The 25,554-nt window shown below is 69.0% G+C and carries 24 protein-coding genes; 10 read left to right on the forward strand and 14 right to left on the reverse strand.

The features are described from left to right. Positions 1 to 20 precede the first annotated feature (20 nt). The 5 genes from G6N61_RS07115 to G6N61_RS07135 form a co-directional block, all read right to left on the reverse strand. Positions 21 to 779: an alpha/beta hydrolase gene (locus G6N61_RS07115; RefSeq protein ID WP_163917898.1), complete on the reverse strand. Its 759-nt coding sequence runs from the start codon at positions 777 to 779 to the stop codon at positions 21 to 23. A gap of 76 nt (positions 780 to 855) precedes the next feature. Next, positions 856 to 1,788: an alpha/beta fold hydrolase gene (locus G6N61_RS07120; RefSeq protein WP_163917899.1), complete on the reverse strand. Its 933-nt coding sequence runs from the start codon at positions 1,786 to 1,788 to the stop codon at positions 856 to 858. Beyond that, complete coding sequence (locus G6N61_RS07125) at positions 1,775 to 2,206, reverse strand: hypothetical protein (protein ID WP_235887600.1); 432 nt, start codon at positions 2,204 to 2,206, stop codon at positions 1,775 to 1,777. The genes G6N61_RS07120 and G6N61_RS07125 overlap by 14 nt, the downstream gene beginning before the upstream one ends. A gap of 59 nt (positions 2,207 to 2,265) precedes the next feature. After that, entirely contained in the window at positions 2,266 to 3,546 is a 1,281-nt protein-coding gene (locus G6N61_RS07130; protein ID WP_163917900.1) for a molybdopterin-dependent oxidoreductase, read from the reverse strand. A 37-nt stretch (positions 3,547 to 3,583) separates the two neighbouring features. After that, complete coding sequence (locus G6N61_RS07135) at positions 3,584 to 4,213, reverse strand: class I SAM-dependent methyltransferase (protein ID WP_163917901.1); 630 nt, start codon at positions 4,211 to 4,213, stop codon at positions 3,584 to 3,586. 275 nt (positions 4,214 to 4,488) lie between these two features. Between G6N61_RS07135 and G6N61_RS07140 the strand changes: the two genes are divergently transcribed. Further along, positions 4,489 to 5,283: an MBL fold metallo-hydrolase gene (locus G6N61_RS07140; RefSeq protein ID WP_163917902.1), complete on the forward strand. Its 795-nt coding sequence runs from the start codon at positions 4,489 to 4,491 to the stop codon at positions 5,281 to 5,283. Between the two features lie 9 nt (positions 5,284 to 5,292). Further along, a complete protein-coding gene (locus tag G6N61_RS07145) occupies positions 5,293 to 5,790 on the forward strand; it encodes a nuclear transport factor 2 family protein (RefSeq protein WP_163917903.1) in 498 nt (165 codons plus the stop codon). A gap of 20 nt (positions 5,791 to 5,810) precedes the next feature. On the opposite strand, the gene G6N61_RS07150 is transcribed toward G6N61_RS07145, so the two are convergent. The 4 genes from G6N61_RS07150 to G6N61_RS07165 form a co-directional block, all read right to left on the reverse strand. Further along, a complete protein-coding gene (locus G6N61_RS07150) occupies positions 5,811 to 6,701 on the reverse strand; it encodes an SDR family NAD(P)-dependent oxidoreductase (protein WP_163917904.1) in 891 nt (296 codons plus the stop codon). 31 nt (positions 6,702 to 6,732) lie between these two features. Further along, positions 6,733 to 7,947, reverse strand: coding sequence for a CaiB/BaiF CoA transferase family protein (locus G6N61_RS07155; protein WP_163924648.1), 1,215 nt, complete (start codon positions 7,945 to 7,947; stop codon positions 6,733 to 6,735). Positions 7,948 to 8,041: 94 nt separating this feature from the next. Continuing rightward, the gene (locus G6N61_RS07160) at positions 8,042 to 8,521 is read right to left on the reverse strand and encodes a GAF domain-containing protein (protein ID WP_163917905.1); all 480 of its coding nucleotides are present in this window, start codon (positions 8,519 to 8,521) and stop codon (positions 8,042 to 8,044) included. Then, positions 8,518 to 10,143 (reverse strand): PucR family transcriptional regulator, encoded by a 1,626-nt coding sequence (locus tag G6N61_RS07165; protein WP_163917906.1) that lies wholly within the window; start codon positions 10,141 to 10,143, stop codon positions 8,518 to 8,520. The genes G6N61_RS07160 and G6N61_RS07165 overlap by 4 nt, the downstream gene beginning before the upstream one ends. A gap of 136 nt (positions 10,144 to 10,279) precedes the next feature. On the opposite strand from G6N61_RS07165, the gene G6N61_RS07170 reads away from it, so the two are divergent. Beyond that, positions 10,280 to 11,770 (forward strand): CoA-acylating methylmalonate-semialdehyde dehydrogenase, encoded by a 1,491-nt coding sequence (locus G6N61_RS07170; RefSeq protein WP_163917907.1) that lies wholly within the window; start codon positions 10,280 to 10,282, stop codon positions 11,768 to 11,770. A gap of 120 nt (positions 11,771 to 11,890) precedes the next feature. Beyond that, positions 11,891 to 13,273, forward strand: coding sequence for an aspartate aminotransferase family protein (locus G6N61_RS07175; protein WP_163917908.1), 1,383 nt, complete (start codon positions 11,891 to 11,893; stop codon positions 13,271 to 13,273). An 11-nt stretch (positions 13,274 to 13,284) separates the two neighbouring features. On the opposite strand, the gene G6N61_RS07180 is transcribed toward G6N61_RS07175, so the two are convergent. The 3 genes from G6N61_RS07180 to G6N61_RS07190 are packed head-to-tail and all read right to left on the reverse strand — an operon-like array spanning position 13,285 to position 17,256. Then, positions 13,285 to 14,883 carry an HNH endonuclease signature motif containing protein gene (locus G6N61_RS07180; RefSeq protein WP_163917909.1) on the reverse strand — a complete coding sequence of 533 codons (1,599 nt, stop codon included), beginning with the start codon at positions 14,881 to 14,883 and terminating at the stop codon, positions 13,285 to 13,287. Positions 14,884 to 14,937: 54 nt separating this feature from the next. Next, a complete protein-coding gene (locus G6N61_RS07185) occupies positions 14,938 to 16,353 on the reverse strand; it encodes a carboxylesterase/lipase family protein (RefSeq protein ID WP_163917910.1) in 1,416 nt (471 codons plus the stop codon). A 3-nt stretch (positions 16,354 to 16,356) separates the two neighbouring features. After that, the gene (locus tag G6N61_RS07190; RefSeq protein ID WP_235887436.1) at positions 16,357 to 17,256 is read right to left on the reverse strand and encodes an MBL fold metallo-hydrolase; all 900 of its coding nucleotides are present in this window, start codon (positions 17,254 to 17,256) and stop codon (positions 16,357 to 16,359) included. A 101-nt stretch (positions 17,257 to 17,357) separates the two neighbouring features. On the opposite strand from G6N61_RS07190, the gene G6N61_RS07195 reads away from it, so the two are divergent. Then, the gene (locus G6N61_RS07195) at positions 17,358 to 18,236 is read left to right on the forward strand and encodes a helix-turn-helix transcriptional regulator (RefSeq protein WP_163917911.1); all 879 of its coding nucleotides are present in this window, start codon (positions 17,358 to 17,360) and stop codon (positions 18,234 to 18,236) included. 6 nt (positions 18,237 to 18,242) lie between these two features. On the opposite strand, the gene G6N61_RS07200 is transcribed toward G6N61_RS07195, so the two are convergent. Continuing rightward, positions 18,243 to 18,524: a WhiB family transcriptional regulator gene (locus G6N61_RS07200; protein ID WP_163924649.1), complete on the reverse strand. Its 282-nt coding sequence runs from the start codon at positions 18,522 to 18,524 to the stop codon at positions 18,243 to 18,245. A 252-nt stretch (positions 18,525 to 18,776) separates the two neighbouring features. On the opposite strand from G6N61_RS07200, the gene G6N61_RS07205 reads away from it, so the two are divergent. The 3 genes from G6N61_RS07205 to G6N61_RS07215 are packed head-to-tail and all read left to right on the forward strand — an operon-like array spanning position 18,777 to position 21,726. Next, positions 18,777 to 19,925, forward strand: coding sequence for an LLM class flavin-dependent oxidoreductase (locus G6N61_RS07205; protein ID WP_163917912.1), 1,149 nt, complete (start codon positions 18,777 to 18,779; stop codon positions 19,923 to 19,925). Between the two features lie 15 nt (positions 19,926 to 19,940). Continuing rightward, the gene (locus G6N61_RS07210) at positions 19,941 to 21,308 is read left to right on the forward strand and encodes an NtaA/DmoA family FMN-dependent monooxygenase (RefSeq protein WP_163917913.1); all 1,368 of its coding nucleotides are present in this window, start codon (positions 19,941 to 19,943) and stop codon (positions 21,306 to 21,308) included. Positions 21,309 to 21,345: 37 nt separating this feature from the next. Continuing rightward, positions 21,346 to 21,726 carry a VOC family protein gene (locus G6N61_RS07215; protein WP_163917914.1) on the forward strand — a complete coding sequence of 127 codons (381 nt, stop codon included), beginning with the start codon at positions 21,346 to 21,348 and terminating at the stop codon, positions 21,724 to 21,726. Position 21,727: 1 nt separating this feature from the next. On the opposite strand, the gene G6N61_RS07220 is transcribed toward G6N61_RS07215, so the two are convergent. Continuing rightward, positions 21,728 to 22,684 (reverse strand): LLM class F420-dependent oxidoreductase, encoded by a 957-nt coding sequence (locus tag G6N61_RS07220; RefSeq protein WP_163917915.1) that lies wholly within the window; start codon positions 22,682 to 22,684, stop codon positions 21,728 to 21,730. Between the two features lie 332 nt (positions 22,685 to 23,016). Here G6N61_RS07220 and G6N61_RS07225 point away from each other — a divergent pair, with 332 nt between their 5' ends. Together G6N61_RS07225 and G6N61_RS07230 are read left to right on the forward strand one after the other, a co-directional pair. After that, on the forward strand, positions 23,017 to 24,651 hold the full coding sequence (locus G6N61_RS07225) for a fatty acyl-AMP ligase (protein WP_163917916.1): 1,635 nt from the start codon (positions 23,017 to 23,019) through the stop codon (positions 24,649 to 24,651). A gap of 96 nt (positions 24,652 to 24,747) precedes the next feature. Then, entirely contained in the window at positions 24,748 to 25,554 is an 807-nt protein-coding gene (locus tag G6N61_RS07230; protein ID WP_163917917.1) for a GAF and ANTAR domain-containing protein, read from the forward strand.

Below are 25,554 nucleotides of genomic sequence, written 5' to 3' on the forward strand. Positions count from 1 at the left end.
CTCCGGCCGTCGTCGAACGGCTACCCCACCGTTCGCTCGAGCCACTCCAGCACCCCGCCGGCCACTTCGTCCAGTGCCGACTCCGCGACGATCCAGTGCGGCAGGTCCGGATGCACCCGATATTCGGCGCCGTAGCGCGCCGCGATGCGACGCGAGAGCCAGGGTGCGACGTTGCGATCGGCGCCTGCGCTGACGCACAGCACCGGGCACGTGACCCTGGCGGCGTCGACCCGCGTGGCGGGCGCCCCCATCGACATCTCGCGGAAGACCCTGCCCGAGTCGCGCACCAGCAGCGGGATCAGCGCGGCCCGCTCGGTGGCAGGCAGCGTGTTCAAAGGGACCTCGCGCATGGTGCGCGCGGACGGTAGGAACGGACGCCCGGCGAGCACCCTGGGCAGGATCGGCACCAGGTACGGCAGCGCTCGCAGCTGGGGCCACAGCACGCCGGGCGGGATCGACGCCAGCAGCACTGCCGCGAGCGGCGCGCGGACGGCGGCGATCTTCTGCGTGAGCAGACCGCCCATGCTGTGACCCATGACGATCGCCGGTTCACCGATGTGGTCGTAGGCGTCGAGTGCCACCGCGAAGCAGTCTTCGATCCCCGTGCGCGCGAGCACGTGGTCGTCGGTCGGGTCGCGGCCAGGCAGTGTCGGCGCGTGCACCGCGTAGCCCGCGGCCTCCAGTCGGTCGATCCATGGCCGAAGCAGCTCTGGTCGGCCGAAGACGCCGTGCAGCAACAGGATTGGCGGTGTCGGGCGGTCGGTGCGGTCGTCGGCCATGGGCTCAGTATGCCGACGGGGACGACCGGTTTCGATTACCTCGGAGGTAGGCGTATCGCCCGGCAGTTAGTGCGCGCTAGCGGATGAACCGGGCGATCACAGTGGCCATTTCCACAGGTCGCTCCTCCTGGACGTAATGGCCCGCCCCTTCGACGGCGTGTTCGTCGACGTTGCGAGCGACCCGTCGCAGCGCGTCGGCGCTGAGTGCGACCTCGCCGACCCCAGCCAGCGCCATCGTCGGCATGTCGAGCAGCTCCCCGGCGTCTGCCCGGTTGTTGGATGCATCGAGGTATATCGCTCGGTACTGGGCCAGCGCGGCGGTGAGTCGGCCTGGGCGGCGGTACGCCTCGACATACTCGTCGATCACTCCCGATCGACGCATGACGTCACTCGTGATGAACCGGGTGAAGTACTCGCGCTCGCGGCCACCGATCAACGTCTCCGGCACGATGTCCTGCTGGAAGAAGGCCAGGTGCGGAAGGCCCCGGCCTGGTTCGCGGAAATCGAGTAGTTCCTCGAGACCGAACCCGGGGATCGTCGCGCCCGACAGGATCAGGTGGCTGACCTCGTCCCGATACTGTCGCGCATAGGAATACGCCACCCAACCGCCCGTGTCGTGTCCCAGCACTGCGACGCGATCCCGGCCCTCGGACGCGACGACTTCGTGCATCGCACGTGCCATGCTGTCGGCGTCGTACCTCCCTGCGAGAGATGAACATCCGACGCCGGGCAAATCAGGAGCGATGACCCTGTGACTTCTTCCGAGCGTCGTCATGACGTCGCGCCATGTGTACCACGTCTCTGGAAAACCGTGCAGGAGCATCACTGCGGGCCCATCGCCACCGACCACGGCGTGAACGGTGGCCCCGCCGACGTCCACCTCGCGGCTGGTGAATCCCTCGGGAATCGCACCGCAGTGCGCGCCTTCCTCGTCGCCCGTGCGGCCCGAGCATCCCGCCAGGACGGCGACGGCGAGCAGCACGACGATGAAGCCTCTACCCCGCCCCACGTCGCCGAACCAGCAGGACGCGCACCCCGTAGGCAACGGCGCTGACCGCGAAGAAGGACGCGGTGAGCCACAGCCAACGCGCGAGGAAGGGTTCTTGGGTCTGGCCGGTCGCGGCTTCATACGCCGGTCCGCCCTGTTCGATGATGCCCGGCAGGAAGACGAGGAAGATCAGTGCTGCCGCCATCGCCGGCAGGCGTACGTAGTTGATCGGCGAGAGACCTGCCGGGGCGATGCGCCGGGTGCTGCGTGCCAAGATTCGGTCGGCCAGCGCGTACACCGGAAACGCGATCAGATCGTGGGCGATGACGGCGACCACGAACCACACGGCGATCGACTGCCACCAGGAGTTCGGATTCCACAGCGAGGTGGGTTTCATCGTCGCCACCACCGAGACGACGAAGGCGAAACCCGCCAGCATCAGAAGCAGGTGACCGGGACCCGATCCGTAGCACCTGGCGAAGCGGGCGAGCACGGATCTCACGTGGCTGCCTCGAAGTCGATGGTGGCGACCCACTTGGTGTTGTGCACACCGGGCAACGCGGGAACGATGACGCGGGCGGGAAAGCCGTGGTCGAGCGACAGGTCGGCGCCGTTGACCTGCAGCGCGAGCAGCGCATCGGGATTGCCAATCTGGTTGGCCTGCAACGCGGCTCGATTGAACGCGCCGCTGCGTTCCAGCGAGGCCACCCGCGCCGACCGCGGTGTCGGCACCCCGGCCATCCCGGCGAGGTCACGCAATCTGACCCCCGTCCACGTCTCGGTCGTCGACCAGCCCTCCACGCAGGCGATCGGTAGCCGCGCGGTGTGTTGTGGCATCGCGAGAAGGGCGGCGCGGTCGAGCACGACGGGACTTGGGCCTCCGCGCAGTGTCACTCGCCACTGCGGACCCGTGGTCGCCGGGTCGATTCCCGCTGCGACCGCCGTTCGATTGACCTGGAAGTCGTTGGGCCCCGGTCCCCTCTCGCGACCCCGCGGAAGCAACAGCGCGAATTGCCGAGTGACACCGCCGAGAGTTTGTCCGGCGGTCAGCACCGCGATGAGAAGCGCGCCGCCACCGACCACGGCCAGCGCTCCCCGGCGGCTGATGGTGGCCGGTGCGGGATCAGAGGACACCAAGCCGTCGATGTCGGTGGGTTCCACCGTGGTGTCTCTGGTGTTGGTACGCATCACCTCACGGGACGACATGGTCTTCAGCGCAGCGATCATTCGGGGAACCTTCAGCATCGCGTGGATGACGAATCCCGCGATGAAGACCCACGCACCCCAGTAGTGAGCGGTATAGAAGCTGAACCCGAAGATGTAGTCGTACTGGATGTTCAAGACACCGGTGACGATTTCGAAGAGGATGCCACCCACGAGCATCAGCAGTGAAACCCGTTCCAGCGCCTGAGCGACCGAACGTGCCGGCGGCCACATGAACAGCCTCGGTATCACCGACCACAGCTTCGCCAGGACGATGGGGATGAGGATCAGGCCGAGCCCGACGTGCAGGCCCTGGTTCAGTTGGTACAGCCAGGACGGCCGGGATGGCCAGTCGAAGGTCGGCAATTTGAACCACCCGACGTCGCCTGGGATGGCCTGCCCGAACTGCGGACCGTAGGCGATGTAGGACAGCAAGCCGGTCAGGATGACGATCGGCAGCGTGACCAGCAGGACGAGCCCCAGGACGGATGTCAGCCAAGGTCCTCGCAAGGGACTGCGCCATCGGAAAGGCCGCGCATCGGTCGACTGTGCGTCCCTGGCGTCGTCGTCGGTCACCTGTAATCCCTCGTTTTCGCGCGGACGTTCCGCAAGGCTAGATGCGTGCCATGCTCGCCACGGCGCGATCGCCGATGACGTGCACGTCCTTCAGTCGCAAACCCGAGCGCTCGGCGAGTTCGTCGGCGCAGTCGATGCCGACCATGGACCACGGAAACCACGGTCCCGACTCGTCGTCCGTCTCGAGCCGCACTTGGGTATTCGTGGTGCCCGCGTACTTCGCGTCGAACTCCGCGATGCAGTGTCCACCGTCGGCGAGCAGGTGACGCGATCGTCGGAGGATGCGCTCCGGATCCGCGCCGAGTCCGACGTTGCCGTCGATCAAGAGCACGGTGCGCCACGACCCGGCGCCGGGAAGGGGGCCGAAGACGTCGGCCCGCATCGTGGCTGCGCCGAGCGCCTGCGCCAGCCGCACCGCGTGTGACGATCGGTCCACCCCGAGCGCAGGAACGCCGGCGCGCGCCAGGCGAGCAATCAACCGGCCGGGTCCACAGCCCAACTCGATGGTCGATCCGTCGCACATCGCCAGGACGGCGTCGTCGAAGGGCTCGTCGACGGCGCAGTTGCCGAGCCAGCGCTGTACCGGGAGTTCGGCCCTGTGACCATCCGCATGCCGGAGGAAACATCGCTCGCCGGCCAGCGCGCGCTCGTACAGCTCACCGAACATCAAGACCTCATTCCAGCCGTGGACTCCGTCGGCGCGGTCACGTGCACTGCTTTGCCGACTACAGCTGGAGCGCCATACGGGTCGGTACCCGTTGCGGTCATCGCCAAACCGCCTACCAGCGCCAACGACGCCTTCCGCGCGCAACGCCGGCCGTCGGTGACCGGGTCGGCAGAGTCAGCGGCATGCCATCGCGTGTTGCGGTATGTGGCCTCGTCGCCGATCCTGGTTGGGTCCGACGCCCGAACCGCCGAACTCATGGAGGACGACACGCACCCGTGAAGGTCCATCACCTCAACTGCGGCACCATGGACTCCCCCGGCGCGGCGATCGTGTGCCACGTGCTGCTGGTCGAGACCGACGGCGGCCTGGTGCTCGTCGACTCCGGTTTCGGGCTCCGGGACTGTGCCGACCCATCGCGGATCGGCGTCACCCGGCATCTGCTTCGGCCCCGCTTCGATCCCGAGGAGACCGCCGCGCGGCAGATCCGGCGGATGGGCTTCGAGATCGCCGACGTGCGGCACATCGTCACCACGCACTTCGACATCGACCACATCGGCGGTTTGGCCGACTTCCCGGACGCCCGGATCCACGTCACCGCAGCAGAAGTCGCGGGCGCGATGACGTCACCGGACCGGGTCGAACGGTTCCGGTACCGACCCGCCCAGTGGGCGCACGGACCGGACATCGTCACCCACGACCCCGACGGCGAGTCGTGGCGCGGCTTCCCCGCGGCCAAGGAACTCGACGAGATCGCACCGGGCATCGTGCTGATCTCGCTGCCCGGGCACAGCCGGGGCCACGCCTGCGTCGCCGTCGACGCGGGACACCGCTGGGTCCTGCACTGCGGCGACGCCTTCTACTACCGCGGCACCCTCGACGGCCACACGCCGGTACCGCTTTCGATCAGGGTGTCCGAGGCCATGGTCGCGCACGACTCGAAGAAGCTGCGCGAGAACCAGGCCCGCCTCGCCGAGCTGCACGAGCGCCGCGACCCGGACCTACTCATCGTGTCCGCGCACGACCCGACCCTGCTTGCGCAGGCTGTGGCCACCAGCGACGTCGCGCGGTAGGTTCCAGCGATGGACGACGCCGCCGCGCTGATGGAGATCGAGGCGATCAAGCAGCTGAAGGCACGGTATTGCCGCCTGCTGGACGCCAAGGACTGGCCGGCATGGCGGCAGCTGTTCACCGACGACTTCGTCAGCGACACCAGCAAGGCGGGCGGGGTGGTCATATCCGGCGCCGACGACTTCGTCGCCTTCCTGCGCAAGACGCTGGGGTCGCCGAACAAGCCGACCGTTCACCAGGTGCACGCACCCGAGATCGAGTTGACGTCCGCGACGACGGCTCGCGGGGTGTGGGCCCTCCAGGACGTGGTGCGCCTGGCGCCCGCCCTGAACCTCGCGGGATACGGCCACTACCACGAGACCTACGAAAAGGACGAAACCGGTTGGCGCATCAAGACGTCGACGCTGACCCGGCTGCGTGAGGACGTGTTCAACCCGGTACTGAGCGTGCGAATCTCCGACCGGATGCGCCGTGGTGGGGCGCGTCTGGCCAAGCGGATGGCGAAGTGACCCGCGCGCACGACTGACGGTCAGACCGGGATGGCCGTGCCCGTCTCGCGCTCGGCGAAGTCGACGATGCGGGCGGCGATCTCGTAGTCGCACGCCACCGCGGACCGGCCGATCAGCACGGGACCGCCGCGCAGCCCGAACCGGCCGTCGACCCCGACGTAGCTGCCCGGCGGGATCGGCTCGCTGAGGCAGTACAGCGTGGGCGCCGCGCCTTCCTCGATGTCGTTGGCCAACACGCTGCCGACTGCCTGCACGCCGCGGTGCACCAGCGACATCACCCGGTTGTCGGAGACGTTGGACAGGTTCGACGCGACCCAGCCGGGATGGGTCAGCTGGGTCACGACCGGTGACCCGGCCACGCGTAGCCGGCGGTCCAGCTCGAGGCCCCACAGCATGACCGCGAGCTTCGACCTGGCGTAGGCGCCCATAACGTTCCACTTGGCGTTGCGCAGATGCAGGTCGTCGAGGTCGAGTTTGGCCGAGCGGTGGGCGTCGGAGCCGACGTTGACGATCTTCGACCGCACCCGGCCGAACAGCAGGTTCGTCAGCGCGAAGGGGCCGAGGAGGTTGGTGCCGATGGTCATCTCGAACCCGTCGACGGTGTCCCTGCGGTGCTGGGACAACGCGCCCGCGTTGTTGATCAGGACGTCGACGTCGCCTTCGAGCTTGGCGGGAAACGCCCGCACCGAGGACATGTCGGCGAGGTCCAGTTCGACCACCGACGTCGACCCGCCGATCTCGGCCGCCCGCTGCTCCCCCAGCGTGGTGTTGCGCACGGCGAGGATGACGTGCGCGCCCGCACGGGTCAGCGCCCGGGCGGTGCCCAGCCCCACGCCGTTGGTCGCGCCGGTCACGATGATGCGCTGACCGCTCAGGTCGCCGAGTCGGTCCGGGGTCCAGTTCGTCGTCACGGTAGGTGACCCTACCGACGCAGCGACGGGGTCAGGCGATCGCGCCGGACTCCTTGAGTGCTTCGATGCGGTCCCAGTCCAGCCCGAGTTCCATCAGCACCAGCTCGGTGTGCTCGGAAGCCATTGGCGCCCGCGTGGTTTCGAGCGGTTCGTGGTTGAACTGCACGGGCCCGCGCACCACCTTGAACGGCTCGCCGCCATCGCCTGCCTCGACCTCGGCGATCATGTCGTTGGCGATGGCCTGCTCGTCGACGGCGAGGTCCAGCAGGCTCTGGAACGGTGCCCACTGACCCTTCATGGTCTTGAGGTGCTGGCGCCAGTAGTCGAACGGCCTGCTGCGGATCGAGTCGGCGATCATCTCGGCGGCGGCCGCGGCGTTCTCGATAAGCGGCATGACGTCGGAGAACCGCGGGTCGTCGGCGAGTTCCGGCAATCCCAGGTGCTCGAATGCGTCCCGGATGTAGCCGGTGGGGCTGACGATGCACAGGTTGATGGTGCCGCCGTCGGAGGTCAGGTAGTTGCCGAGGAACGGATTGAACGTCGGGCCAACGGCATTGGGCATCGTCGAGCGCATGGTCTCGCCGACCTCCATGCCCTGGGTCACGCTGGCGCCTGCCGCCCACCAGGCGGTGCTGAGCAGGGAGACGTCGATCTCGGCGGTCTCGCCGGTACGCTCGCGGTGGAACAGCGCCGCGGAGATGCCACCCGCGATGTTCATCCCGCCGATGGAGTCGCCGAATGCGGGAATGCCTTGCGACAGTGCGCCGCCGAGTTCTTCCGGGGTCAGTGCGTGGCCGACGCCGCTGCGGGTCCAGAACGCCGTTCCGTCGAAGCCGCCGACGAGCCGTTCGGGCCCCTTGTCGCCGTACGCGCTGCCGCGGGCGTAGATGATGTCCGGGTTCACGGCGCGAATGTGCTCGACGTCGAACCTGTTCTTCTGCCTGGCCTGCGGCATGTAGTTGGTGAGGAAGACGTCGGCGGTCTTGGCGAGTTCGTAGAGCACCTCCTGCCCTTGCGCCGTCGAGACGTCGATGCCGACGCTGCGCTTGCCGCGATTGGGATGCTCGATCAGCGGGTGGCGGTTCGGGTCGAGTTGGATGCCGCCCATGTAGAGGAAGCCGCGTTGGGTGTCGCCGCGCACGGGGTGCTCGACCTTGATGACGTCTGCGCCCCAGTCCGCGAGGATCGCGCCCGCCGCGGGGACGAACGTGAACTGGGCAACCTCGAGGACGCGGACTCCCTCCATCACCTTGATCACGTGAACGCACTCCTTCTCCTGGATAGCCCGCCATTACACATATGGCTCCGACTGTAACCGCTTCCGCGTCGGCGCCCGGGTCTTATCGCGCCCAGATCCGAAGGCTCGCCACGCCAACACCGTCGTCGTGGATGCGCTGGAAGTTGCGGCCGCCACGCGCGAAGGTCGCCAGCACCGCCCCGGGCGCTTCGGTGGGCAGGACGGGACGGTGCTGCCAGGCGCATCTGCGCACATGCACCAAGTCGACGGCCGTCGCGTCGGGGTCGGCGTCGTAGAACCAGGGGCCGTGCAGCCTGCCGAGCCAGAACAGCCCATCGGTGTCACGCGTCCAGGCGAAGGCACCGTCGGGCACGTCGGCGAAGCGGGCGATGCGCCGGGCCAGCCGGTCGTCGTGGTCGGCCGCGGCCATCCGCACCGCGGTGTCGACGTCGCCGGGCGGCACCTCGAGGACGCCGCCGAACCCGCACACGCCATGGGCCAGACCCCGGCGAATCGACGACTCCGGCGGTACGTCGTCGCGGCGGGACCGCATCGGGGCGCGGTAGGCCTCGGGTTCGGTCATATCGCTGAGCCCACGACCGACGGCGCGGCGCGGCGCCCGTCGTGCACCAGCAGGGCGACATGAAGCGAGGTCATCGACTCCGCGTCATCGAGGTCGACCCCGAGGGTGCGTTCGATCGCGGCGAGCCGCTTGTAGAGCGACGGGCGACTGATGTGCAGTCGCTGCGCCAGCGCGGCCTTGTTGCCCGATGCGGCGAGGAATTCGCGTAGGACGGTCAGGTTCGACGGCTGGGCGGTGTCGGGGCTCGTGAGCAGGGCGCGCAGTTCGGTCTCGGCGAAGCTCTGCACGCGCGGGTCCTCGCGGAGCAGGGAGAGCAGCCCGCGCAGCCGGACGTCGGAGGCACGGAAGTACGAGCGCCCGTGGGTCGAGGGGCCCATGCCGATGGCCACCTCCGCGACGTGGGCGGCCTCGGCCAGACCACCGACCGCGTCGACGACGTCACCACCCGGTGGCCCGACCGCGACGACGGCCGCGACGCCGTGGGCCTGCCGGATCCGTTGCCCGACCACGTCACCCAGCGCAGTCAGCGCCTTCTCCTCGGTGCCGGCCCTGCCAGAACTCAGCGACAGCACGGCGCCGATCTCGCCGTCACGCCGGATCGCGAACAGTGCTGTGTGGCCGGCTGCGTTGACGGTGTGCGCGACGGTGTCGAGTAGTTCGACGTTGCGTCGTTGCGTGGCAACGGGATCGGTGTCGTCCGACGTCCGGTCCACCCGCACCGTGACGGGCAGATACCTCGCGGCCTTGCGCAGCCCGAGCGCGTGCGCTCGGGCTGCCGCCTCCGCGTCGTCGGTGATCCGGCCGCGCACGATGTCGTCGATCAGCCCGCTCTGCGCCTGCTGGTGCAGCCCGGAACGATCCCGTTCGATCATGCGGTGCAGCGCGAGCGCCGCGGAGGCTCGTTCGAGTACCCGGCGCGCGCGGGCGGTGTCCGCCGGGCGGCTCGGCACGATGAGCCGGCCCCATTCCTCGGTGCGCGGGCCGACCGACGTGACCACCCACTGCTCGTCACCGCCAGGGGGCACCAGACGCGACCGCCGCTCCCAGTCCTCGAGCAACGCCGCTGCGGCCCGACCGCTGGCCGACACGGCCAGCGCCTGGTGCGTCAGGTCCTCGAGTACGACGGGTTCGTCGAGCATCCGAGCGGCCGCATCGACGATGCCGGGCACCGAGGCGCGCTTCATGCTCAGCTCGGTGAACACCTCGTGCACGCGCCGGTCGAAGGCGACTTCGTCGTACTGTTCGGCGACGATGCGACGATGCACCGTCTCGGTCACCTCGACGAACTTGATCGGCTGGTGCAGGACCACCAAGGCCAGGTTCAGGTTCCTCGCGGTTGCGGCGACCGAGGCCGGCACCGACCGCAGGGACGCGCCGAGTTCGACGACCACGCCGAGGGCACCGGCGTCGGCGAGGCCCCGCAGGTAGGACTTCGGCGCGCGGCGCAGGGGCGCGCCGGTGGTCAGCAGCAGTTCGCCGCCGCGCAGGAGTGCCGAGAGGTCGGCGACGTCACCGACGTGCACCCAGCGGATCTCGTCGGCCCAGCGGCAGTCGCTGAGAACCTCGGGCTCGCCGCGCGCGACGACGTCGAGTGCGACGACGTCGGCGATGGTCACGGGCACTTACACAGTGTAAGCGGATCGGCGGTGATCGAGACGTTTCGTCACCGGTCTGGCTAGGCGAGCACTGTCAGACTCGACGGTGTCACCGCCAGCACTGCGGCTGGTCCGGCCCCAACCAACCGCAAAGGGCTCCTACATGCGCACGATCTCCCACTGGCTGAACAACGAAGCCTTCGCGGGCAGCAGCGACTCCACCGCCCCCGTGACCAACCCGGCGACGGGCGAGGTCACCGGCGAGGTCGCACTGGCCAGCGTCGCCGATGCGCAGGCCGTGATCGATGCCGCCGCTGCCGCCTTCCCGGCGTGGCGCGACACCAGCCTGGCCAAGCGCACCCAGATCCTGTTCAACTTCCGCGAGCTGCTGAACTCCCGCAAGGGCGAGCTGGCCGCGCTGATCACCGCCGAGCACGGCAAGGTGCTCTCCGACGCCCTCGGCGAGGTGAGCCGCGGCCAGGAGGTCGTCGAGTTCGCCTGCGGCATACCGCATCTGCTCAAGGGCGGCTTCACCGAGAACGCCTCGACCAACGTCGACGTCTACTCGATCCGTCAGCCGCTGGGCGTCGTCGGCGTCATCTCCCCGTTCAACTTCCCCGCGATGGTCCCGATGTGGTTCTTCCCCATCGCGATCGCCACGGGCAACACCGTGGTCCTCAAGCCGTCGGAGAAGGATCCCTCGGCGTCGCTGTGGATCGCCGAGCTGTGGGCCGAGGCCGGACTGCCGGCCGGCGTGTTCAACGTCCTGCAGGGCGACAAGACCGCCGTCGACGAGCTGTTGACCAACCCGAAGGTGAAGTCGGTCAGCTTCGTCGGGTCCACCCCGATCGCGCAGTACGTCTACGCCACCGGCACGACCGCGGGCAAGCGCGTCCAGGCCCTCGGCGGCGCGAAGAACCACGCCGTGGTGCTGCCCGACGCCGACCTCGACCTGGCGGCCGACGCGATGGTCAACGCGGGCTTCGGCTCGGCCGGTGAGCGCTGCATGGCGATCTCCGCCTGCGTCGCCGTCGGACCGATCGCCGACGACCTGGTCGCCAAGATCGCCGAGCGCACCACGCCGCTCAAGATCGGCGACGGCACCAAGGATTCGGACATGGGCCCGCTGGTGACCAAGGCCCACCGCGACAAGGTGGCCTCCTACATCGACGCAGGCGAGAACGACGGCGCCAAGATCGTCGTCGACGGCCGAAACGTCACCGCCGACGGGGGGCAGGAGGGCTTCTGGCTCGGCCCCACGCTGATCGACCAGGTGACCCCCGAGATGAGCGTCTACACCGACGAGATCTTCGGCCCAGTCCTGTCGGTCGTGCGCGTCGAGACCTACGACGAGGCGATGGACCTCATCAACGCCAACCCCTACGGCAACGGCACCGCGATCTTCACCAACGACGGCGGCGCGGCCCGGCGCTTCCAGAACGAGGTGCAGGTCGGCATGGTCGGCATCAACGTCCCGATCCCCGTGCCGATGGCCTACTACAGCTTCGGCGGCTGGAAGAACTCGCTGTTCGGCGACTCCCACGCCCACGGCATGGACGGCGTGCAGTTCTTCACCCGCCAGAAGGCCATCACGCAGCGCTGGCTCGACCCCAGCCACGGCGGCATCAACCTCGGCTTCCCCGAGAACGCCTGACCCCCCTCCCCCGCGACCGTGCGTGTCTGCGGCCGACACGCCGCACTTCAACAGGAGTTCACGCACGCTCGCGGTGGAACTAGTTGCCTGCCGACGCCGACCACAGTGAAAGATGGACCCATGACCACCACCCAGGACACCTCGACGCTGCCCAACGGCCTGTCGCTCGAGGATGCGCGCGCCGAGTCCGCCCGCACCTACGAACTCGACCGCACGCACGTCTTCCACTCGTGGTCGGCGCAGGCGCAGATCAAGCCGATGACGATCGTGGCGTCCGACGGCTCCTACGTGTGGGACGGCGACGGCAACAAGCTGCTCGACTTCTCCGGCCAGTTGGTCTTCACCAACATCGGTCATCAGCACCCCAAGGTCGTCGCGGCGATCCAGGCGCAGGCGGCGAAACTCTGCACGGTCGCGCCGCAGCACGCCAACGACGCGCGCTCCGAGGCGGCCCGCCTGATCGCCGAGCGCACACCGGGCGAGCTGAACAAGATCTTCTTCACCAACGGTGGCGCCGACGCCGTCGAACACGCGGTGCGCATGGCCCGTCTGCACACGGGCCGGTACAAGGTGCTCTCGCGCTACCGCTCCTACCACGGCGGCACCGACACCGCGGTCAACCTGACCGGTGACCCGCGCCGCTACCCGAATGACTACGCGAGCGCCGGCGTCGTGCACTTCAACGGCCCGTTCCTCTACCGCAGTTCGTTCTACGCCGAGAACGAGCAGCAGGAATCGGACCGCGCGCTGGAGTACCTCGAGCGCCTCATTCAGCACGAGGGTGCGTCGTCGTTCGCCGCGATCATCCTCGAGTCGGTGCCCGGCACCGCGGGCATCATGGTCCCCCCGCCCGGCTACATGGCCGGCGTCCGGGAGATCTGCGACAAGTACGGCATCGTGATGATCGCCGACGAGGTCATGGCCGGGTTCGGCCGTACCGGTGAGTGGTTCGCGATCCAGAACTTCGACGTGACGCCGGACCTCATCACGTTCGCCAAGGGCGTCACGTCGGGCTACGTGCCGCTGGGCGGCGTCGCGATCAGCTCGGAGATCGCCGCGACGTTCGACGACCGCGCCTACCCGGGCGGGCTGACCTACTCCGGTCACCCGCTGGCGTGCGCTGCCGCCGTCGCCACCATCAACGCCATGGAGGACGAGGGCATGGTGGCCAATGCCAAGCGCATCGGCTCCGACGTCCTCGGCCCCGGGCTGCGCGACCTGGCCGCCAAGCACCGCTGCGTGGGCGAGGTCCGCGGGCTCGGGGTGTTCTGGGCGGTCGAGTTGGTGGCCGACCAGCAGACGCGGGAACCGTTGGCGCCGTATGGCGGATCGAGCCCCGCGATGAACTCGGTGCTCGCAGCGTGCAAGCAGAACGGTCTGCTGCCGTTCGCGAACTTCAACCGCATCCACGCGGTGCCCGCGTGCAACATCAGCGACGACGAGGTGGCCGAGGGTCTACGGATCCTCGACGCCGCACTCGACGTCGCCGACGCCGCGCTGTAGTCCGGCCGCCGCTAGAACGGCGGGTCGTCTGGAGTGGCGTCGGCCTGCGGTGGTGGTGGACGCCAGTCGGCGGATACGAACTCGTCCTCCAAGGGGTCGTTGGCCCAGGTGCACCATGGACTGGTGCTAGACGCCCCGCCCTTGAAGACGAGCAGCTTGCGGCGCATGTCGTTGCGCCACTTGCGGATGTCGATCTCGTGGTGCCGAGCGCGGTTGAGCGCCAGTGTCCGCTCGTTGGCTGCCGCCTTGGCGTGCATGGCGCGGCGTGCGGCAGCGACGCGTGCGGCCTTCTCGCGCCGCCTGTTGCCGAATCGGAGCGTGGGCGCACCGCACGCGGCAGCGATGTCGTCGAACAGTTCGGCACCGTCGGGCGTGCTGCGGTAGACCCGCCCGGTGGGCGACGTCCAGGTGATGGTCCCGTCGGCGGCCTGTTCGTCACGCCAGCCGTCGGGCCCGCCGTGGAAAGTCTTGAGCCGATGGTGCTGACGGCAGTAGCACCCCAGGTTGGTCCCGAGCGTCGGCCCGCCCGTACGTGGGTCGTCGTGGTCGAACGGCACGGTGTGGTCGACGTCGGCGCGCCACGCGGGCCGGTCGCACCCGGGGAACCGGCACCTCAGGTCGCGGCAGCGGATCCAGCGCTCCACCGCTGCGGACGGTTGGTACCGCAGCGAGGCAGCCACGTCGGCGTTGGTGGGCGGCGGACCGACCGGACGAAGGATTGCGGTGTCGGCGATCTGGCGGACCTGGTCGGCATCGATGACGCCGTAGCCCTCCAAGTGGCCGGGTTCGTCGCTGCGGCCCACCACGGTGGCGTCGGTGGCGATGACGTTGATGACGAAACGTGGTGCGCCGCTATGCGGGGCGGGATCGGCGATTCGGGAGGGGCAGTCCGCCCGCCCGCACGCGCACGCCAAGTCCCTGCCGACGCGAAGTGCGTCGATGGCATCGGCACGCCGCTGGGCCGTGGTGCGGGGATCGTCGGCGCACACCGAGGCGGCCATCTCGGTCAGATGCTTGTCGAACATCGCCGCCACGGGCGCCGGCAGCGACGCCACCATCTTGGCCATGCCGTTGGGTTGGGCGGTGATGGTGACGTGGCGCTCGGTGTCTGCCTTGATGCGGCGCTTCTTGGCGGCCTCGGGGTCGATCACGGCAATCGCTGCGTCGGCGGCGTCGATGACCCGCCGGCGCGACCACGACTGCCAGGTCGACAGCTTGGTGGCCAGCCGTTGGTCGATCTGCGGCATCAGGTCGGCGTCGACGAGTTCGGTGCGCCGGATGATCGCCTCGGCGGTGGGCCAGTCGATCCGCCCGTCGGAGAGCAGGGACGTGACCTCGGGCAACCGGGTGTCGAGGGCTTCGGCCTGCGCCACGATTGCGCTGGCCGCAGTGGGCGTCGTGTTCAGCGCGGCACCGACTTCGGCGCTGGCGCGGGCGAAGCCGGTGATCAGCGCGTAGCCCGGGTCGCCATCGATGCCCTCGGCCTCGGCGGTGCGGAGCCAGAGCAGGCCGGCGATCGCCGCCATGCGCCGGGCGATGAGCGCAGATTCCTCACGACGGCATTGCTCGACCTCGGTGAGCAGATCGCCTGCCAGAGGTTCTTCGAACATGCGTTCGATTTTACGCTCGAACTAAGCCGCGCGCAACGACTTTCGCACCCGTCCTCACGCGAACCGGTGCACGTTCGGCGACGGCTCCCAGCCCGGATCTCCGGTGCGGGCGTAGGCGACCCAGGCGCCGTGCATCTCGTCGGCGAGCCGCGCGGGTGGGTCGACGTCGCCGAGGAGACCACGCGGGCCGCGCAAGGCCGGCACCTCGAGACGGTCGAAGACGAACGGCAGTTCGACGGTGTGCGCAGCACCCAGCAACCCATCGAGTGCGTCTGAGCGCCAATCGAACTCGTAACGGTGCGTCGGAGCGCTCCCGCGGGAGGCGCGAGCGTCGGCCAGCCGTCGCGTACCGATGCCGAACAGTGCATCACCGAGTATCGCCGACCGCACCGACCCCCAGCCGGCCTCGGATCGGCGAACCCGGTACTCCTGCACCACCGCTGTCGGATCGGCGTGGGCCCTGGCGGCCACGTCCAGCGCGTCCTGCTCGGTCGAGTCCGCCAAGTCCCCGCCCGGTACCAGGTAGAGGTTTCCCTCCTGCGCGTTCGTGCCCAGCAGCAGCGGAATGTCGGCCGCCGTTCCGTTTTCGACGGACTCAGCAGGCTGCTCGTCGAGCACCACGCTGAAAGCGCTGAGACCGAGCAGCGGGTCGAACCTCGTCCCCGTGCGCAGATCCAGCCCGGCCAACTTGGGCACCACGGCGACCAACTCCTCGACCGGCACGCCCGCGAAGTCGTCGGCCGTCGGCGAGACACCGAGCAGTGCTGCGGCGCGGTGGGTGACCCGTGCTGCCTGCTCGCTGGAGAAGGCACCGAGCCCGTTGCCGCTCTGCATGATCGCCCGCCGGACCACACCTTCGGCGTCGGGAATGGCGAGCATCGCGCCCACCAGCGTGGCGCCCGCGGACTGGCCGAACAGCGTGACGTTGTCGGGGTCGCCGCCGAAACCCGCGATGTTGGCTCGGACCCAGCGCAGCGCCGCCAGTACGTCGAGCAAGCCCCGGTTGGGCGGCGCATCCGGTAGGTCGAGGAAGCCGACGATGCCAAGCCGGTAGGTGACGTTGACCAGCACCACCCCGTCCCGTGCGAACGCCGTCCCGTCGTAGAGTGGGGATTGCGTTGCGCCCGAGACGAACCCGCCGCCGTGGACGAACACCATCACCGGACACGCCACGCCGTCCGCCGGCGCGTAGACGTCGACCGTCAGGTAGTCGGGATCGGCCATCGCGGCGGCTCCGAAGTACGGCGACATGTCGAGGTTCCCGAACCCGCCGCGGGGAGCTTGCGGCGCCATGGCCCCGGGCCGGGTCGCGTCCCGAATGCCCGACCACTCCCAGTGAGGGTGCGGTGTCGCGAATCCGGCAGCGCCGACAGGCGGTGCGGCATAGGGGATTCCGTGAAATGACGCGGTTCGCGCCGCGACGTGGCCCCGGACCCGGCCGGACGAGGTGGTGACGACGACCTCAGACATCGGTCACCCGGGCGAACGCCGCCCACTGCGCGATGGTGAACCCTTCTCCGTCGCGGCGCAGTTCCGCGCCACCGTGGCCGCCCAGATGGGCGGGGAACACCAGCGTGTTGGTGTCGGCGGCCCGGCCGAGGATGCGACGGCGCGTCGCCCTCGACTGTCGGGGTCGACGCAGAAGCAGCTGTTGACCTCGGGTTCGAGGAACTGCAGCGGGGTGTGCAGCATGTCGCCGACGAACAGCGCTCTGTCCGTGCCGGATTCGAGCGCGACGATCGACGAGCCGGGCGTGTGCCCCGGGGTCGGCTCCAGCCGCAGCGCGCCGTCGATGTCGAAGCCGTCGTCCCATAGTTCGACGAGGCCCGCGTCGCGCACCGGAGCCACGCTGTCCTCGAAGACGTTCTCGTTGCCCCGCCCCCGCCGCGGCACGTGGCCGTTGTCCGGATCCCAGTACTCGAAGTCGCGCCGTGGCATCAGATACGTGGCATTCGGGAACGTCGGCACCCACGAGCCGTCGTCGAGGTAGGTGTTCCAGCCCACGTGGTCGTTGTGCAGGTGAGTGTTGATTACCAGGTCGACGTCCTCGGGGCTGACACCGGCCCGGCTCAGGTTGCCGAGGAAGTCGGTGTCGAGGTGGTCCCACACCTTGGCGTGCGGCCGTTGCTTGTGGTTGCCGACGCCCGTGTCCACGAGGATCGTCCTGCCCGCACTGCGCAACAGCCACGTCTGGATGGCGCTGACGCACACGTCGGCGGCCGGATCCCAGAAGTCTGGGGCCAGCCAGTCCTCGTTGCGCCGCCAGGCGTCGTCGGAGCTGTCCGGGAAGAAGGTCGACGGCGACAACTCGACCGAACCGAAGTACTCCATGACCCGGGTGATGGACACGTCACCCAACACGATCTCGTTCATGCCCCAAGGCTGCCGACCACCCCGGCCCGTCAACCAGCCCCTGCGGTGCCTACCCCTGCCAGGATCAGTCACGCGCTCGCGAGGAAGCGCATAGTCGAAGGATGAACTCCGCGTCCCTCGGCGATTTCCTGCGCGCGCGTCGAGCCAGGCTCGTCCCCGACGACGTGGGCCTGTCGACGTTCGGCGAACGGCGTCGGGTCAGCGGCCTGCGGCGCGAGGAACTCGCTCGACTGGCCGGGGTGAGCGCGTCGTACTACACCCGCTTGGAGCAGGGTCAGTCCGTCAACGCCTCGGAGGCGGTCCTCGATGCGATCGCCACCGCGTTGCGGCTCGACGAACACGAACGGCGCCATCTGCACGACTTGGCTTCCAGCCGTCCGAAGCCCCGGCGGCGGCCCCCCGTCGAGAAGGTCGACGCCGCGACCCGGGACCTGCTGCGTTCCCTCGTCGACGTGCCCGCGCTCGTCATCGGCCGGCGCACCGACGTGCTCGCATGGAACGACCTGGGGCACGCGCTGCTTGCCGGCCACGTCGAGAGAGACTCCGTCGATCGGCCTGCGGACCGCCCCAACCTGGCCAGAATGGCATTCCGCGACCCGCATACCCGCGAGCTGTACGTCGACTGGCACCGCAAGGCCCGCACACTCGTCGGCAACCTGCGACACGTGGCCGGACGTCATCCCGACGACGCGGCACTGGCCGAGTTGATAGGTGAGTTGTCCATGAACAGCCCGGAGTTCGTGACGATGTGGAGCGACCATCGGGTGCAGCCCTGCGAGGCAGGGTCCTACGAACTTCGGCACCCAACGGTGGGGTCGGTGACCATCACGCAGCAGAACCTGGTGCTGGCGCGGTCACCCGAGCAGTCGCTGTGCATGGTGACGACGGCCGCGGGCTCGAGTTCGGCCGACTCCATCGGCCTACTCGCCCGCTCGGTCCGCGACGCAGGGGCGCAGCGGACGACCGTCGACGCGTCGTAGCGCGGCTCAACCCGCGCGCGCCGCCAACGCCTTCGCCCGGTCGCGCGCCGACATGGCGCCCCACACGCCGTACGTCTCCCGCACCGACAGCGCATGCTCGCGGCAGCGGTCCAGCACCGGGCAGTCGAGGCAGATCTGCTTCGCGCGTTCCTCCCTCGCCCGCAGACCCGTCCGCCCGGAATCCTCGGGGAAGAACACCTCGGGCGGCAGACGGCGGCAGCTCCCCCGGTGCTGCCACTCCCATTCCTCGACCAGCGGTCGTGGACCCTGCCATTCGCCGTCGTGCATAGTCGTCACCCGCGTCAGTGTCGCGAGCGCGGCGATGGGTAGCCATAGATCGACTCGCCGTGAATCGAGCCCAGCCACTAAAACGCTGCGCGAGTCGAATTCCGACGTCCGCGGCAATGGCGCCGTTCTGGCTGGTCGGGGCGCATCAGGCAGCCAGCCCGGGCCGCACCGACGCCGCCGACGCCGCCGCTGTGGAATCAACCAGCCGTCGCCCACCGTTGACTCACGAGACCGCGACCGAAAGCGAGCACCGTGTCCACTGCGCCGTTTCACCTCGCCGTCGCGCTCGACGGCACCGGATGGCACCCCGCGTCGTGGCGTGAGGCCGACGCCAGGCCCCTCGATCTGCTGACCGCCCGATATTGGGCCGACCTCGTCGCCGAAGCCGAGCGCGGTCTGCTGGACTTCGTCACGATCGAAGACGGTCTGATCCCGCAGTACGACGATCCGCTGCATGCCGACGACCGCACCGACCGCGTCCGCGGCCGACTGGACGCCGTGCTGACCGCGGCCAGGGTGGCCCCGCTGACCCGTCACATCGGCCTCGTCCCGACCGCGATCGTCACGCACACCGAGCCGTTCCACCTGTCGAAGGCCATCGCGACGCTCGACTACGTCAGCAGCGGCCGCGCGGGGGTCCGCGTGCAGGTCACCACCAGCCCCGAAGCGGCACGGCACTTCGGGCGACGCGAAGCGCCCTCCGGTGCCGACGCGCTCGGAGAAGCGGCCGACTACGTCGAGGTGTTGCGTCGGCTGTGGGACAGCTGGGAGGACGACGCCGAGATCCGCGACGTCGCAACCGGCCGGTTCATCGACCGAAAGAAGTTGCATTACATCGACTTCGAGGGCGCGACGTTCTCGGTGCGGGGACCGTCGATCACGCCGCGGCCGCCACAGGGTCAACCGATCGTGGCCGCCCTCGGCCACGGCGACCCTGCCTACGACCTCGTTGCGGGCAGCGCCGACCTCGGTTTCGTCACCCCTCGCGACGCCTCGCAGGCACGGGCCATCGTCGACGCCATCACCACCCGCCGGCCGGCGAGTCTCGAACCGGCGCGGGTGTTCGCCGACGTCGAGGTGACCCTCGACCGCGACGACGCCGCGGCCCACGCGCGGCGCTCACGCCTCGACGACCGTGCCGGTGACCGACCACCGAGCGATGCCCACTCGTTCGTGGGCACCCCGGCCGGGCTGGCCGACCTCCTGCAGGACTGGCACGGCGCCGGCCTCTCGGGCTTCCGGTTGCGGCCTGCGACGCTGCCCCACGACTTGACGCAGATCGTCGACGGACTGGTCCCGCAGCTGCAGCGGCGCGGGCTGTTCCACGAGCAGTACTCGGCGCGCACGCTCCGCGACGCGTTCGCACTCCCCCGGCCCGTCAACCGCTATGCCGACGCCTGAGCAGCAGGGACATCAATGACCAAGCCCACGAAGCAGATTCACCTCGCCGCCCACTTTCCCGGCGTCAACAACACCACCGTGTGGAGTGACCCGGAGTCGGGCAGCCACATCGAGTTCGACTCGTTCGTACGGTTCGCGCAGACCGCAGAACGAGGCAAGTTCGACTTCATGTTCCTCGCCGAGGGGCTGCGGCTCCGCGAGCAGGGCGGCGAGATCTACGACCTGGACGTGGTCGGGAGACCGGACACCTTCACCGTGCTCACCGCGCTCGCCGCCGTCACCGAACGCCTCGGCCTGACCGGAACGATCAACTCCACGTTCAACGAACCGTACGAGGTGGCGCGGCAATTCGCGTCACTGGATCATCTCTCCGACGGTCGAGCCGCGTGGAACGTCGTCACGTCGTGGGATGCGTTCACCGGCGAGAACTTCCGCCGGGGTGGATTCCTCTCCGAGGATCAGCGGTACGAACGCGCCGAGAGCTTCCTCGAAGCCGCGCACACGCTGTTCGACTCCTGGCGGGGAGACGAGATCGTCGCCGACAAGGACTCCGGGACCTTTCTGTCCGACCCCCATGCAGGCGAATTCAGCTACCAGAGCGACCACTTCGACATCGGCGGCCGGTTCAACGTCCCGCGCAGCCCCCAGGGCAGACCGGTGATCTTCCAAGCGGGTGACTCCGATCGCGGGCGCGAGTTCGCCGCGTCGACCGCCGACGCGATCTTCTCGCGACACGGCACCCTCGAGCAGGGCCAGGCGTTCTTCGCCGACGTCAAGGGACGCCTCGCCAAGTACGGTCGCCGCGACGACGAACTACTGATCCTGCCCGCGGCGACCTTCGTCCTCGGCGACACCGACGCCGAGGCCGCCGACATCGCGCACGACGTACGGCTGGCACAGGTGTCGCCCGCGACGGCGATCAAGTTCCTCGAGCAACTGTGGAACCGCGACCTGTCCGATCACGACCCCGACGGTCCGCTGCCGACCGTCGACCCGATGGTCGGTGAAAACACCATCGCCAAGGGCCGTGCCAGCGTCCGCATGCACCGCGACCCCATCGCGGTCGCCAATGAGTGGCGCGCGAAGGCCGAGGCCGAGCACCTGACCACCCGGGAGTTGATCATCGAGGTGACGGGCAGGCAGAACTTCATCGGCTCGGCCGCCACCATCGCCGAGTCCATGAATCACCTGGTTCAGTCCGACGCGAGCGACGGCTTCATCCTGGTCCCGCACGTGACGCCCGGCGGCCTCGACCCGTTCGTCGACCAGGTGGTGCCCCTTCTGCAGGAGCGCGGCGTGTTCCGCACCGACTACGCAGGCACCACGTTGCGCGACCATCTCGGCCTCGGTCACCCGGCTCGACGCGTCTCGAGCGGCGTCTGACCGTTTCGGCCAGTCGTCCGGTGGCAATCCAGCTTTCATGATCGGAAGACTTCGCACCGTCGTCGTGGACTGCCCTGACCCTCGCGCTCTCGCCGACTTCTACGCCGGGCTCATCGGCGGGGAGATCAACGCCACGGAGTCCGAGGACGACTGGGTGGTCCTCAACGAGCCCAGCGGAACTCGGCTGGCGTTTCAACGCTCACCGGAGCACGAACCGCCGAGCTTCCCCGACCCGCACGCGTCCCAGCAGTTCCACCTCGACGTCCGGGTCGAGGACCCCGACGAGGCCGAGCAGCAGGCGCTTGCCCTCGGCGCCGCCCGGATCCCGGGCGTCGGAAACGAGATCGACGACCCGTTCCGGGTGTTCCGGGATCCGGCCGGCCACACGTTCTGTCTGGTGTGGGGCGTGCAGGACTGAGTCAGCCCCGCAGTTGCGGCAGGACGTCGCGCTCCCAACTGCCGAAGAAGCCCTCCAGATCCGGGCCGATCTGCTGCACGTAAACCTCGTCGACACCCGCCTCGAGGTACGGCCGGATCTGCTGGGCGTGGGCGTCCGGGTCGGGCCCGCAGGTGACCGATTCGCCTACCTTCTCGCGCGGCACCAGGCTCATCGCATCCTCGAAGTCCTTGGGACGCGGCAGGGTCTGGGCGAGCTGACCGGGCAGACTCTCGTTGGCCCAGAGGCGGTGGGCGGCGTCGAGACCCGCGTCGGGATCGCGGTCCCAGCTGACCTTCGTACCGGCCTGCACGGGCTTGTCACCGCCGCCCGCCTTTCGGAACGTGTTGATCAGGTCCGCGTCCGGCATGGTCGTGCAGAAGCCATCGCCGAGGCGGCCCGCGAACTCGGCAGCCTGGGGCCCGAAGCCCGACACGTAGATCGGAACCGGCTGCTCCGGCAGCGTGTAGATGCGCGCCTCCTGCACCTCGTAGTGCAGGCCGTGGTGGCTGATCTCCTTGCCCTCGTGCAGCTTTCGGATGACGTCGACGGCCTCCTCGAGCATCTCCAGCCGCACGCCGACCGACGGCCACGGGTCACCGAGGATGTGCTCGTTGAGGGCCTCACCGGTCCCCACGCCGAGCACGAACCGGCCGTCGAGCTGCACGGCGGCGGTCGCGGCGGCCTGCGCGATGATCGCGGGATGGATGCGCACGGTCGGGCACGTGACGCCGGTGGTCACCGGTAGCGACGTCGCCTCGGACAACGCACCGATGACGCCCCAGACGAACGGGCTCTGCCCCTGCTCGTCGTTCCATGGATGGAAGTGGTCCGAAATCCACAGCGCCTCGAAACCGGCCGCTTCGGCTCGCTTCGCTTGGTCGATCAGCTCCTTGGGGCCGAACTGTTCACAGGACAGGAAGTATCCGATCTTCGCCATGCGCGCGGTCTACCCCTTCTTCGCAGCGGTAATCCGGCCTGCGGAATGGCGCGGCGAGCGCCTGCGCGCCCCATGCCGCGACGCGCTCGGTTGCCGGCAACACCGGAGAATGCTGGTTCCGGCGGGCGACGCGGTACCGTCGCACGAAGGTTGACGACCCAGCCTCGACGCATACGTCACGGTGGCGATCCCCTCCCCGCCGATGCGACTCGCTCGCATGGACGTTCGTCCCTGGGTTTCACGCTGCGTTCAGGGTCCGACGGTACGACCGTCGCGACCCACGCAACAATCATGCCGCCGGTGCACGGTCGCCGGGCATATCGAGGACCGTGGTGAGCAGTTTCACCGAGACCATGTTCAACAACGCCCGCAACAGCACGAATGGGATGGTTACGGGCGAGCCCGATGAACCGGTGCGGCACACCTGGATTCAGGTGCACGAGCGCGCCCGCCGCATCGCCGGTGGCCTTGCTGCCGCGGGTGTCGGGCGCGGCAGTGCCCTCGCCGTCCTGGCCGGTGCACCCGTCGAGATCGCGCCGACGGCCCAAGGCATCTGGATGCGCGGTGCGAGCCTTACGATGCTGCACCAGCCGACACCCCGCACCGATCTCGTCCGGTGGGCCGAGGAGACCATGGCGGTCATCGACATGATCGACGCCGCCGCGGTGATCGTCTCGGATCTGTTCATGCCCGCGGCTCCGCTGCTCGCCGGGCAGGGCATCACCGTGCTGACGATCGCCGACCTGCTGGGCCACGACCCGGTCGATCCACTTCCCACCGGTGACGACGACATCGCGCTGATGCAGCTGACCTCGGGATCGACCGGATCTCCCAAGGCGGTGCAGATCACCCATGCCAACGTGGTCGCCAACGCCGAGGCGATGATCGTCGGCTGCGACTTCGACATCGACACCGACGTGATCGTCAGCTGGCTGCCGTGTTTTCACGACATGGGCATGACCGGGTATCTGACCGTGCCGATGTACTACGGCGCCGAGCTGGTCAAGGTCACTCCGATGGACTTCCTGCGCGACACGCTGTTGTGGGCCAAGCTCATTCACCGGTACCGGGGCACGATGACCGCTGCGCCCAACTTCGCCTACAACCTGTTCGCCAAGCGTCTGCGCAGGCAGGCCATCCCCGGCGAGTACGACCTGTCGTCGCTGCGCTGGGCGCTCTCCGGCGCAGAACAGGTCGACCCGCTCGACGTCGAGGATCTCTGCGACGCCGGCGCACCATTCGGTCTTCGGCCCGAAGCGATCATCCCTGCGTACGGGATGGCCGAGACCACGGTGGCGGTGTCGTTCTCCGAGTGCGGCGGCGGCATGGTCGTCGAGGAGGTCGACGCCGACCTGCTGGCGGTGCTGCACCGCGCGGTTCCAGCCACCAAGGGCCACACGCGGCGCCTGGTATCCCTCGGCAAGCCGCTGAAGGGCATCGAGGTGCGCATCGTCGACGAGGAGGATGCCGTCGTGTCGGCACGTGGGGTCGGCGTCATCGAGGTGCGGGGAGCCCCCGTCACCAAGGGCTACACGACCGTCGCGGGCTTCATCGGCGCCCAGAACGAGCAGGGCTGGTACGACACGGGCGACCTCGGCTACCTGACCGAGGACGGCGAGATCGTGGTCTGCGGCCGGCTCAAGGACGTCATCATCATGGCCGGCAAGAACATCTATCCGACCGACATCGAGCGCGCGGCAGTCCGCGTCGACGGTGTCCGCCCCGGGTGTGCCGTTGCCGTGCGCCTCAACGCCGGGCACAAGAGGGAGACGTTCGCCGTCGCCGTCGAGTCCGCCGCGTTCGACGACCACGACGAGGTCAGGCGCATCGAGCGCGAGGTCGCCCACCAGGTCTTCGCCGAGGTCGACGTGCGTCCACGCAACGTCGTGGTGCTCGAACCGGGCACCATCCCGAAGACCCCGTCGGGCAAGCTGCGCAGGGCACACGCGCTGTCGCTCGTCGACTGACGTCCGACGCTGATTGTCGGACTGCCCTGGCGGGTATCTTTCCCCCAGCACACGCCCGCATCACCGCCTACCGTCGCGAGGCGGGAGGAGGTTCGATTGGCCGACTACGACACCCAACCAGGCCGCGACGCACCCGTCGACGAAGCCATGACCCAGGAACGCCTCGACGCCGACGAGGTCGACCTACGGGACGGCCTGGCGGGCGTTTCGGCGATGGTGGCCGGTGCGCTCGGCGCAGGCGACACACTCGACGCCGTGGCGAAGTTCGCCGCCCGTGCGATCCCGAACGTCGACGGTGCGGGCATCGCGCTGGTCGAGGAGCACGCGGGAAGTGGCGTGCGGAGCACCTCCGCGACGGCGGACTTCGTCACCGACATCGACGCCGTCCAGTACGACCAGTTCCACGAGGGACCGTGTCTTACCGCGATGGAGTCCGGGCGTCCGAGCGTGAGCGGTTCGCTCGGATGCGACGAACGCTGGCCACGCTTCGGCGGTCGCGTCGCGCGGATGGGTGTGCACTCCGCGCTGTCGCTACCCCTGGTCGTGGGCGACCGGGTCATCGGCGCGATCAACGCCTATGCGCGACGGCGCGCTGTCTTCGCCGATCATGCCGTCGAGCTGGGGTCACTGTTCGCCGGACCGGCAGCCGTCGCCATCCACAATGCGCGACTGCTGTCGGACGCGCGGGATCGCACGACCCGTCTGCAACGCGCGCTGGACAGTCGCGCGATCATCGACCAGGCCATCGGCATCATCCGTAGCCGGACCGGAGCCGACGGCGACGAGGCGTTCGCGCGCCTGGTCCACATCAGTCAGGCAGAGAACGTCAAGTTGCACGTCGTGTCGCAACGCCTGGTGGACGAAGCGGTGCGCCGGGCGCGGATCCGCCACCAGGCGTCGTGA

It is taken from the genome of Mycolicibacterium arabiense (assembly GCF_010731815.2).
Classification (GTDB): domain Bacteria; phylum Actinomycetota; class Actinomycetes; order Mycobacteriales; family Mycobacteriaceae; genus Mycobacterium; species Mycobacterium arabiense.